Below are 11,648 nucleotides of genomic sequence, written 5' to 3'. Positions count from 1 at the left end.
CGTTGCGTTCAATCCCCCCGGTCCGACGAACGTCCGGATGGCGTTCCCGACGAAAAAAAATGCTTATAATGCCCAGCGTTTTTTTTCGCTTTGTTGCAAGCACGGGTTCTTCCCTGCACCTGGCGCCTTTTCATTCTTTGCCTGGATATCCAAAAGCCTTGATTCGTCTGCTGAAATTTTTCGGATGGTCCATCGTCGCCGTTTTCTGCGGACTGCTCTTGGGCCTGAGCGGTGCGTTTCTTTACCTTAGTCCGGGATTGCCGTCCGTGGAGGCGCTGAGAAGTATTCAGTTGCAGATTCCCCTGCGGGTGTACAGCAGCGACAACAAGTTGATCGCCGAATTTGGCGAAATGCGCCGTACGCCGATCCGTTTCGCCGACATTCCGCCCAATTTCATCAATGCGTTACTAAGTGCTGAAGACGACAATTTCGCCAACCACTACGGCGTCGATCCCGGCAGCCTGATGCGCGCCGCCAGCCAGCTGATCAAGAGCGGCCACATCCAGTCCGGTGGCAGCACCATCACCATGCAGGTGGCGAAGAATTTCTTCCTGACCAGCGAGCGCAGCTTCTCGCGCAAGACCACCGAGATCCTCCTCGCCCTGCAAATCGAGCGGCAGCTGACCAAGGACGAGATCCTCGAGCTGTACGTGAACAAGATTTACCTGGGCAACCGCGCCTACGGCATCGAGGCGGCAGCCCAGGTGTATTACGGCAAGTCGATCCGCGATGTGAGCCTGGCGCAGATGGCGATGATCGCCGGCCTGCCCAAGGCGCCGTCGCGCTTCAATCCGCTGGCCAATCCGGCGCGCAGCAAGGAACGTCGCGACTGGATCCTGGGGCGCATGTACAAGCTCGGCAAGATCAGCGAAGCGGACTACACCGCCGCGGTCAATGAGCCGCTGAACGCCAGCTACCACGTCCCGACTCCAGAAGTGAACGCCCCGTACATCGCCGAGATGGCCCGTGCCGAGATGGTCGGTCGCTATGGCAGCGACGCCTACACCGAAGGTTTCCGCGTCACCACCACGGTGCCGAGCGATCTGCAGGAAATGGCCAATACCGCGCTGCACGAAGGCTTGATGACCTATGACCAGCGCCATGGCTACCGGGGCCCTGAATCGCGCCTGCCAGGCAAGACCAAGGAAGCCTGGGCCCAGGAACTGACCAAGCAACGCACCATCAGCAGCCTGGAACCGGCGATCGTCACCCAGGTGGACAAGGACGGCATCAAGGTCCTGACACGCAATGGCGATTCGGAAGAGCACGTGGCCTGGGACACCATGAAATGGGCCCGTCCGTTCCTCAATACCAACAGCATGGGGGCCAATCCTCGCCAGCCATCGGACGTGGCGCAGGTCGGCGACCTCGTCCGGGTGCAGCGCCAGCCGGACAATTCCCTCAAGTTCAGCCAGATCCCGGCCGCCCAGGGCGCGCTGGTTTCCCTGGACCCGCAAAACGGCGCGATCCGTTCGCTGGTGGGTGGCTTCGCATTCGAGCAGAGCAACTACAACCGTGCCTTGCAGGCCAAGCGCCAGCCGGGTTCGAGCTTCAAGCCATTCGTCTATAGCGCCGCGCTGGATAACGGCTACACCGCTGCCAGCCTGGTGAACGATGCGCCGATCGTCTTTGTCGACGAATACCTGGACAAGGTCTGGCGCCCCAAGAACGACACCAATACCTTCCTTGGCCCGATTCGCCTGCGCGAAGCCTTGTACAAGTCCCGCAACCTTGTATCGATTCGCCTGCTGCAGGCCCTGGGCGTGGACCGCACCATCGACTACATCAGCAAGTTCGGCTTCAACAAGCAGGACTTGCCGCGCAACCTGTCCCTGGCCCTGGGCACCGCGACGCTGACGCCGATGGAGATCGCCACGGGCTGGAGCACATTTGCCAACGGCGGGTACAAGATCACTCCGTATATCATCGATAAGATAGAAAGCCGCAACGGCGAAACGCTGTTCCTTGCCAACCCGCCACGGGTCCCCACGGGCGAAGAGGCCAGCAACGGCGTCGCCGCGCCTGCCACTGAGACCTTCACGGTGAACGCAACAGGTGGCGAAGCCACCACCGCCCCTGCCGTACCACAAGCGCCGGCAATCGCCGAACGCATCGTTGACGGACGCACCACCTACATTCTCAACAGCATGCTGCAGGACGTGATCAAGCTCGGCACCGGCCGTCGAGCCCTCGCCTTGGGCCGCACCGACCTGGCGGGCAAGACCGGTACCACCAACGAATCCAAGGACGCCTGGTTCTCCGGCTATAACGCCGATTACGTGACCACCGTCTGGACCGGTTTCGACCAGCCCGAAAGCCTGGGTCGGCGAGAGTTCGGTGGCACCGTGGCGCTGCCGATCTGGATGAGCTACATGGGCGCCGCCCTCAAGGACAAGCCGCCACACACCCAGCCTGAACCGGAAGGCATCCTCAGTCTGCGAGTCGACCCGGTCAGCGGCCGCGCGGCCACGCCAGGTACGCCGGGTGCGTACTTCGAACTGTTCAAGAGCGAAGACACCCCGCCGTCGGTCAACGAGCTGGGCAACGGCGTAGCGCCGGGCAGCCCGTTGCCGGCAGACGAGGCGGCGCCGATCGATTTGTTCTGACCGACCCCACCTCCCTGTGGGAGCCGAGCTTGCTCGCGATGGCGGCGGCCCAGGCAACCCAAAACCCGTGGCGAGGGAGCTTGCTCCCGCTGGCCTGCGCAGCAGGCCCCTGCATGCCTATAGACCGACCGCATTGCCCGGTTTGCGACGGCTGCGCAGCCGAGCGGGAGCAAGCTCCCTCGCCAAAGGGTTGGATTGAGACTTGAGCGTTGGGCTGAGAGGCCTGGGGTGAATTGAAGATCGTCATCGCGAGCAAGCTCGCTCCCACAGGGGGATTTGTAGCGGTCGCACAATCAATGTCCAACACCGAACCAATGTGGGAGCGAGCTTGCTCGCGATGGCGGCGGCCCAGGCAACCCAAAACCCGTGGTGAGGGAGCTTGCTCCCGCTGGCCTGCGCAGCAGGCCCTGCATGTTTATAGACCGACCGCATTGCCCGGCTTGCGACTGCTGCGCAGCCGAGCGGGAGCAAGCTCCCTCGCCACAGGGGTTGGATTGGGGTTCAAGCGCTGGGCTTGGGAGACCTCGGTATAATTGAAAATCGTCATCGCGAGCAAACTCGCTCCCACAGAGGGATTTTTGGTGGCCATACAAAACCGGCACGCACAAAAAAGCCCCGACTCATCATAGAGCCTGGGCTTTTTGTTGAAGCACTACAACGGCTTAGCCGTTGAACACGTCATCCACGCTCTTGAGCGGGTAGTTCTTCGGGTACGGCAGGGTGGCCACGCCCGTCTCGATGGCGGCCTTGGCCACGGCGTCGGAGATCAGGGTGATCAGGCGGGCGTCCATGGGTTTCGGGATGATGTACTCACGACCGAATTCCAGCTTGATGCCGCCGTAGGCGTCGCACACTTCCTGAGGCACCGGCAGCTTGGCCAGTTCGCGCAGGGCGTTGGCGGCCGCGACTTTCATTTCTTCGTTGATGCGCTTGGCGCGAACGTCCAGGGCACCACGGAAGATGAACGGGAAGCCCAGCACGTTGTTGACCTGGTTCGGGTAGTCCGAACGGCCGGTGGCCATGATCACGTCGCTGCGAGTCGCGTGAGCCAGCTCTGGGGAGATCTCCGGATCCGGGTTCGAGCAGGCAAACACGATTGGGTTCGGCGCCATGCGCAGCAGGTTTTCCGGGGTCAGCAGGTTCGGGCCCGACAGGCCGACGAACACGTCCGCACCGTCCAGCGCGTCCGCCAGGGAGCGCTTGTCGGTCGCGTGGGCGAACACGGCCTTGTATTGGTTCAGGTCGTCACGGCCGGAGTGGATCACGCCGGTACGGTCGATCATGAAGATGTTTTCGATCTTGGCGCCCATGCTCACCAGCAATTTCATGCAGGAGATGGCCGCAGCGCCCGCGCCCAGGCAGACGATCTTGGCTTCCGGCAGGGTTTTGCCAGCGATTTCCAGGGCGTTGATCATGCCGGCTGCGGTCACGATCGCAGTACCGTGCTGGTCATCATGGAAAACCGGGATGTCGCACTGTTCGATCAGGGCGCGCTCGATCTCGAAGCACTCAGGTGCCTTGATGTCTTCCAGGTTGATGCCGCCGAAGGTGATGGAGATGCGCTTGACGGTGTCGATGAAGGCTTGCGGGCTTTCGGAATCGACTTCGATGTCGAACACATCGATGCCGGCGAAACGCTTGAACAGGACTCCCTTGCCTTCCATGACTGGCTTGGAAGCCAGCGGGCCGAGGTCACCCAGGCCGAGAATCGCGGTGCCATCGGAAATGACTGCAACCAGGTTGCCCTTGCCGGTGTATTTGTAGGCCAGCTCAGGGTCGCGAGCGATTTCACGCACTGGTTCGGCTACGCCGGGGCTGTAGGCCAGCGACAAGTCGCGGGCAGTAGCGGTGGCCTTGGTGAGCTCGACACTCAGCTTTCCTGGACGAGGATTAGCGTGATATTCGAGAGCGGCAGTTTTCAGATCAGACATGTGGGCATTCCGCTTTTTACTGTGTTGGACAGACGGACCGCCGAGGATACGCGCCTCGCAAAGTCCCTACAAGACTGACCAGTCACTCCTGTCAAGCGCCCTGCCCTACGACTTTGGGCCAAGAGCAGCGAAACACAAGGGCTTGATGCATACAATCGAGCAAAGAAATGTCTACAATTATTTTCTCAGAGCACCGGCTGCAACATTGCCGGATCGGTCAGCGGCAACATCCATCGCGCCTGCCCCTGCTTGGTAGCTCCACGTCGAGAGCGATCGATGACCCAACCGCGCGCCTCGACTGTCCGGCCTTGCAGGCGCTTCAACATCGACGCATCGAAATTGCGCTGCAGGTTGGGAGCGATGTGCAGGACAACCGCGCCTTGCAGTTCGATCCAGATACCGCCGCGATTGCGTTGCACGCTGTCTACACGGCCGCTGACCAACGCAAAGCCGGGCGCCTTAATTTGCTCGGCTCGCGTGACCGGGGATTTCTTCCAGATCCCGAGCCTTGCTTGCCGCGCCTGGCGCTCCGCCGCCTGCTGACACTCCACCAACTCAACGTTCGGCGCGACCGCCACCAGGAAACCCAGCCCCTCGGCAATCAACTGTTCTTCCAGGTTCCGGCCCTGGCGGTCGTAGACATGAGCAAGCGTGCGCCCGTAATCATCGCGGTCGTCCCGACCCGGCAATACCTTGACCCGGCCGGCGCTGGCGGCCACCAAGGCCTCGAGTCGCTGGTGCGCCGCCACGGCGAACGGTTCATCAGCACGCCCGCGCTTGCCCAGCTCCGGGCTGTTGAGGCCGATCATGCGGATGCGACGACCGTCCTCGAGGTACACGGTGTCGCCGTCCACGACCCGCTGAACGGCCACTTCGGGCAGCTCACCCGGCGAAGGGCAGGACGCCTGAGCACCACAAAGCCAAATCGCGGACACAAAAAAGGCGCCCGCAAGGGACGCCTTTTTCATCAGTCTGGAATAGCCCGAAAGACTTTCCAAAATGATTAGCCTCAGGCTTTCGGAGTAACTTTGCCGAAAGCACCGAAACGATCGGCGAACTTCTGAACGCGACCGCCGGTATCCAGAGTCTTTTGCTTACCGGTGTAGAACGGGTGGCATTCGTTGCAAACGTCGATCGCCAGGGCTTTGCCGTAGGTCGAACGGGTTTCGAACTTGTTGCCGCAGCTGCAGGTGACTGCAACAACTGGGTAGTCTGGATGGATATCGGTTTTCATGGTGTTTTCCTCAGGCTAGCGTGCCGCCACCCAACACTATTGTTGAATACCGCACGTAATTAGGCCGCGGATTCTACCAGACATCGTCATTCACGCAAGCTATGCCTTGTACCAACCGTCTGCTAGGCTCGCCCCCACCACACCCCTGTGGGAGCAAGCTTGCTCGCGATAGCGGTGGATCTGCCACATGCATGTTGACTGACAGGCCGCCATCGCGAGCAAGCTCGCTCCCACATTGACTTGCGAATTTGTCCGTTTACCGAGATCCCCGCGTGCCCGACGCCATCCTGCGCCTCGCCTTGCCATCGCCCCTGCGCCGCCTGTTCGATTACCGCGCCCCGGCTGGAGTGCCGCGTGCCCAGTTGCAACCGGGCATGCGTCTGCGCGTGCCGTTCGGCCGGCGGGAAATGATCGGCATCCTGGTGGAAGTCAGCGATCAAAGCGAAGTGCCGGTCGATAAGCTCAAGCCAGCCCTGGCCCTACTCGATGCGACGCCACCGCTGCCGGCGCCGCTGCTCAAATTATGCCTGTGGACCGCCCAGTATTATCAGCACAGCCTGGGTGACACCCTGAGTTGGGCCCTGCCGGCGCTGTTGCGCCAGGGCGAACCGGCCGAGGCGCGCCAGGAGCGGTTCTGGTCGGCGGCACCGGGCGCCTCGCTGGAGGATCCGCGTATCGCCCGCGCACCGCGCCAGCGCGAAGCCCTGGCGACCCTGGCCCAGCATCCCCATGGCGTGGCGCACCCGTTATTGAGCAAGTTGATGCTCAGTAAGGACAGCCTCGACCTGTTGTTGGCCAAGGACCTGGTCCAGGTGGAAGTCCGCCGGCATGCTCCGAGCGCACGCCATGAACACTGGCTGGCCCAGCCGGAACTGCCACTCAACGCTGAGCAACGGGCCGCTTGCGAGGCCATTCGCGCGGGCTTCGACAGCTACCACGCCTTTTTGTTGGCGGGCGTCACCGGCAGCGGCAAGACCGAGGTCTACCTGCAACTGATCCGCCAGACCCTCGAAGCCGGCAAACAAGCCCTGGTGCTGATCCCGGAGATCAACCTCGGCCCACAAACCCTGGCGCGCTTCGAACAACGCTTCAATGCGCGAATCGCCCTGGTGCACTCGGCGGTCAACGATCGCGAGCGCCTGGAAGCCTGGCTCGCCGCCCGGGACGGCGAGGCAGATATCATCATCGGCACCCGCTCGGCGCTGTTCACACCGATGAAAAATCCCGGTCTGATCATCATCGACGAAGAGCACGACGGTTCTTATAAACAGCAGGAAGGCCTGCGCTATCACGCGCGGGATCTGGCGCTGGTGCGCGCCCGTCAGGAAAACATTCCCATCGTCCTTGGCTCGGCCACGCCCTCGCTGGAAAGCCTGCACAACGCCTACACCGGTCGCTACGGCCTGCTGCGCCTCAACGAACGAGCCGGCGGCGCCAAGCAACCACGCTTCCTGCGCCTGGATGTGAAAAGTCGTCCACTGGACAGCGGCATTTCCGGACCGATGCAGCAAGCCATCGGCCAGACCCTGGCAGCCGGGCAACAGGTCCTGGTCTTCCTCAACCGCAGGGGGTTCGCCCCGACCCTGCTGTGCCATGATTGCGGCTGGATGTCCGGTTGCGAGCGCTGTGATGCACGAATGACCGTCCATCAACGCTACGGCGAACTGCGCTGCCACCACTGCGGGCACTCCGAGCGTGTGCCGAGGAACTGCCCGCAATGCGGGAAAGTCGACTTGCGTCCCGTGGGCGCCGGCACCGAGCGCGCCGAAGAGCGGCTGGGCATTTTGTTTCCCGACTATCCGGTGCTACGCGTGGATCGCGACAGCACTTCCCGAAAGGATGCGATGAACAATCTGTTCGCCACCATCCAAAAAGGCCAGCCCTGCATCCTGGTGGGCACGCAGATGCTCGCCAAGGGGCATCACTTCCCCCGTGTCACGCTGGTGTCGATCCTGGATGCCGACGGCGGGCTGTTTTCCGGCGATTTCCGCGCCAGCGAGCGCATGGCGCAGCTGATCGTCCAGGTCGCAGGCCGCGCCGGGCGCGCCGAAGAGCCAGGCAAAGTGATCATCCAGACCCACCTGGCGGATCATCCGCTGCTGATACAACTGACCGAGCAAGGCTATTTTGCCTTCGCCGAGCAGGCGTTGAGCGAACGCCGAGGCGCCGGGCTGCCACCGTTCGCCCACCTGGCGCTGTTGCGGGCCGAGGCTCACAAACCGGGGCAGGCTGAAGGTTTTCTGGATGAAGCGTGCAGCGAGGCGGAGCGTCTGCTGGCGGAACAGAACCTCACCGGCATCGAACTCTTGGGCCCGGTGCCAGCGCCGATGGAACGACGCGCCGGGCGCTATCGTGCCCAGCTTTTATTGCAGGCCAATGCCCGGGCGCCGCTGCATCGGCTGTTGAATGCCTGGTTGCTGGTGCTCGAACAGATGCCCAGCGGGCGGGCGGTGCGCTGGTCGCTGGATGTGGATCCGGTGGATTTGTACTGACCCAGGCGCCGCCTTCGCGAGCAGGCTCGCTCCCACAGAAACCTCATTTCAATGTGGGAGCGAGCCGGCTCGCGAAGGCGTCCGAACAACCACCACACATCCCCAACCAACCCGCTACAGTTGGCAAGCTCGCCCGCGCCACGGATAATGCCCAGTTTTTCCACCAGCGCATCGAAGCGCCGCCGCGCCTGCGGTTGAAAGAGAAGACCATGAAAGACACCATTCGCCAGCTCATCCAGCAAGCCATCACTCAACTCGTCACTGAAGGTGTGCTGCCAGAAGGCCTGTCGCCGGCGATTCAGGTCGAGAACACCCGCGACAAGACCCACGGCGACTTCGCCAGCAACATCGCGATGATGCTCGCCAAGCCGGCCGGCATGAAGCCTCGCGACCTGGCGGAAAAGATCATCGCAGCGCTGCCGGCCGACGAGAACGTCAGCAAGGCCGATATCGCCGGCCCAGGCTTCATCAATTTCTTCCAGAACACCCAGGCCCTGGCCTCGCGTCTCGACGCGGCCCTGGCCGACGCGCGCCTTGGCGTACGCAAGGCCGGGCCATTGCAGCGCACCGTAGTCGACCTCTCGGCCCCTAACCTCGCCAAGGAAATGCACGTCGGCCACCTGCGCTCGACCATCATTGGCGACGGCGTGGCGCGCGTGCTGGAGTTTCTCGGCGACACCGTGATCCGCCAGAACCACGTCGGCGACTGGGGCACGCAGTTCGGCATGCTGATGGCCTATCTGCAGGAAAACCCCATCACCAGCGACGAGCTGTCGGACCTGGAAAACTTCTACCGCGCCGCCAAGCAACGCTTCGACGAATCGCCCGAATTCGCCGACCGCGCCCGTGGCCTGGTGGTCAAGCTGCAGGCCGGCGATGCCGAGTGCCTGGCGCTGTGGACCAAGTTCAAGGACATCTCCCTGTCCCACTGCCAGAAAATCTACGAGCTGCTGAACGTCAAGCTGACCATGGCCGACGTGATGGGCGAGAGCGCCTACAACGATGACTTGGTCAACGTGGTCAACGACCTTCGCGCCAAGGGCATGCTGGTAGAAAGCAACGGCGCCCAGTGCGTGTTCCTGGAGCAGTTCAAGACCGCCGATGGCGAGCCCCTGCCGGTGATCATCGTCAAAGCCGACGGCGGCTACCTCTATGCCACCACCGACCTGGCGGCCGTACGCTACCGCAACGGCGTGCTCAAGGCCGATCGGGTGTTGTATTTCGTCGACCAGCGCCAAGCCCTGCACTTCCAGCAAGTGTTCGAAGTGGCGCGCCTGGCTGGCTTCGTGACCCACCCGATGGAAATGGAGCACATGGGCTTCGGCACCATGAACGGCGCCGACGGCCGCCCATTCAAGACCCGCGACGGCGGCACCGTAAAATTGATCGACCTGCTGACCGAAGCCCAGGACCGCGCTTACACCTTGGTCAAGGGCAAGAACCCGGACCTGGCCGAAGACGAACTGCGCAACATTGCCAAGGTCGTCGGCATCGACGCGGTGAAGTACGCCGACCTGTCGAAACACCGCACCAGCGACTACAGCTTCAACTTCGACCTGATGCTCAACTTCGAAGGCAACACCGCGCCGTACCTGTTGTACGCCTACACCCGCGTGGCGGGGGTGTTCCGCAAGCTCGGCAAACGCTTCGACGAAGTGGAGGGTCAGATTGTCCTCGAGGCCGCCCACGAGCAGGAGCTCGCGGCCAGGCTGGCCCAGTTCGGCGAGGTGCTGAACAACGTCGCCGACAAAGGTACACCGCATACTTTGTGTGCCTACCTGTACGACGTCGCTGGCCTGTTCTCCAGCTTCTATGAGAACTGCCCGATCCTCAGCGCCGACACCCCGGCACAAATGCAGAGCCGCTTGCGCCTCGCCGCGCTGACCGGACGTACGCTCAAGCAAGGCCTGGAACTGCTGGGCCTGGAAACCCTGGAGCGCATGTAAGTTGGCCGCCAAGAAAAAACCTGCACCCAAACGCGGCGCCAGTCGTTACCAGCCCCCGGCCAAAAAGCCGATTCCGGGCTGGTTGTGGATGGCCATCGGCCTGACCGTCGGCGCTTTCATTGTCTTTCTGATGAAGCTGGAGCCGGGCCAGGGCGATGACGTCAAGCGCGTGCGGCAAGAGCAGCAGAAAGCCACGCGGATCGCCGAGGCCAACAAGACCCCGCCGAGCCCGACGCAACCGGTGAAGCCGAAGTACGACTTCTATACCCTGCTGCCGGAATCGGAAGTCATCGTGCCGCCCGATGCCGTGCCGGAGAAAACCCTGCCGACACCACAAGTGCCTCAGGTGCCGGCCACACCGGTGACCCCGGCCGAAGCCGCCAAGATCGACACCGCCCGCGCCCAGGCGGCCCTGGCTGGCATCACGCCGCCACCCGCGCCGCCCGTGCAAAAGGCTGCGCCAGTGACGAAGTTCTTCTTACAAGCCGGCTCGTTCCGCAAGGAAGCCGATGCCGACAAAGTCCGGGCACAGATCATTTTGCTGGGCCAGTCGGTTTCGGTGGAATCCGGCACGGTGAAGGACGAAACCTGGTACCGGGTACTGGTTGGCCCGTTCAGCAATCGGGAAGAGCTGACCAAGGCCCAGAAACAACTGGCCGGCAGCGGCTTCAGCAACCTGTTGTTACAACAACGCCAGAGCCGCTGATTTTCGCTGCACCCTGTGACCGGGGGGCTTTTGTGGCGAGGGAGCAAGCTCCCTCGCCACAAAGAAGTCCTCTGCCAAAAACAGCGAGGGACCACTCATCCCCTCCGCACCCTTGCAGTTGAAAAACCCCACGCCACCCCCATATGAGTTCCATCCGGGCATTTTCGCCCCGCTGCGTGGAGACTCTTCCCTTGACCACCATCGTTTCAGTCCGCCGTCACGGCAAAGTCGTCATGGGCGGCGACGGCCAGGTTTCACTGGGCAACACCGTGATGAAAGGCAACGCGAAGAAAGTCCGCCGCCTGTACCACGGCCAGGTCATCGCCGGTTTCGCCGGGGCCACCGCCGATGCCTTCACCCTGTTCGAACGTTTTGAAGGCCAGCTTGAAAAACACCAGGGCCACCTGATCCGCGCCGCCGTCGAGCTGGCGAAGGAATGGCGTACCGACCGCTCCCTGAGCCGCCTCGAAGCGATGCTCGCGGTCGCCAATAAGGATGCCTCGCTGATCATCACCGGCAACGGTGACGTCGTTGAGCCTGAAGACGGCTTGATCGCCATGGGTTCCGGTGGGGCCTACGCCCAGGCCGCCGCCAGCGCCCTGTTGAAAAAAACCGACCTGTCGGCCCGGGAAATCGTTGAGACAGCCCTTGGCATTGCCGGCGACATCTGTGTCTTCACCAACCACACCCAGACCATTGAGGAGCAGGACCTCGCGGAGTGAGCCCATCCAGG

8 protein-coding genes are annotated in these 11,648 nt (G+C 62.5%); 5 read left to right on the top strand and 3 right to left on the bottom strand.

The genetic code is table 11. From position 1 onward, the window contains the following. Positions 1-161: 161 nt before the first annotated feature. Positions 162-2,606 (top strand): penicillin-binding protein 1A, encoded by a 2,445-nt coding sequence (locus J3Q04_RS02260; RefSeq protein ID WP_434564161.1) that lies wholly within the window; start codon positions 162-164, stop codon positions 2,604-2,606. A 662-nt stretch (positions 2,607-3,268) separates the two neighbouring features. Here the strand turns inward: J3Q04_RS02260 and J3Q04_RS02255 are convergent. The 3 genes from J3Q04_RS02255 to rpmE form a co-directional block, all read right to left on the bottom strand. After that, positions 3,269-4,537 carry a malic enzyme-like NAD(P)-binding protein gene (locus J3Q04_RS02255; RefSeq protein WP_420767038.1) on the bottom strand — a complete coding sequence of 423 codons (1,269 nt, stop codon included), beginning with the start codon at positions 4,535-4,537 and terminating at the stop codon, positions 3,269-3,271. 185 nt (positions 4,538-4,722) lie between these two features. Beyond that, a complete protein-coding gene (locus J3Q04_RS02250; protein WP_420767037.1) occupies positions 4,723-5,505 on the bottom strand; it encodes a thermonuclease family protein in 783 nt (260 codons plus the stop codon). 41 nt (positions 5,506-5,546) lie between these two features. Further along, the gene (gene rpmE / locus J3Q04_RS02245; RefSeq protein WP_305497356.1) at positions 5,547-5,771 is read right to left on the bottom strand and encodes a 50S ribosomal protein L31; all 225 of its coding nucleotides are present in this window, start codon (positions 5,769-5,771) and stop codon (positions 5,547-5,549) included. Between the two features lie 272 nt (positions 5,772-6,043). Between rpmE and J3Q04_RS02240 the strand changes: the two genes are divergently transcribed. The 4 genes from J3Q04_RS02240 to hslV all read left to right on the top strand — a co-directional run bounded on the left by J3Q04_RS02240 (position 6,044) and on the right by hslV (position 11,637). After that, positions 6,044-8,263, top strand: coding sequence for a primosomal protein N' (locus tag J3Q04_RS02240; protein ID WP_434608207.1), 2,220 nt, complete (start codon positions 6,044-6,046; stop codon positions 8,261-8,263). A 209-nt stretch (positions 8,264-8,472) separates the two neighbouring features. Continuing rightward, positions 8,473-10,209 carry an arginine--tRNA ligase gene (argS, locus tag J3Q04_RS02235; RefSeq protein WP_420767035.1) on the top strand — a complete coding sequence of 579 codons (1,737 nt, stop codon included), beginning with the start codon at positions 8,473-8,475 and terminating at the stop codon, positions 10,207-10,209. A 1-nt stretch (position 10,210) separates the two neighbouring features. After that, entirely contained in the window at positions 10,211-10,915 is a 705-nt protein-coding gene (locus J3Q04_RS02230; RefSeq protein WP_420767034.1) for an SPOR domain-containing protein, read from the top strand. A 191-nt stretch (positions 10,916-11,106) separates the two neighbouring features. Then, positions 11,107-11,637, top strand: a complete 531-nt coding sequence (gene hslV, locus J3Q04_RS02225) for an ATP-dependent protease subunit HslV (protein ID WP_007968352.1) — start codon at positions 11,107-11,109, stop codon at positions 11,635-11,637. Positions 11,638-11,648 lie beyond the last annotated feature (11 nt).

The sequence above is a fragment of the Pseudomonas sp. D4-21 genome, from assembly GCF_051132125.1.
Lineage (GTDB): Bacteria > Pseudomonadota > Gammaproteobacteria > Pseudomonadales > Pseudomonadaceae > Aquipseudomonas.
This window is presented reverse-complemented; position numbering and strand designations above follow the sequence as displayed.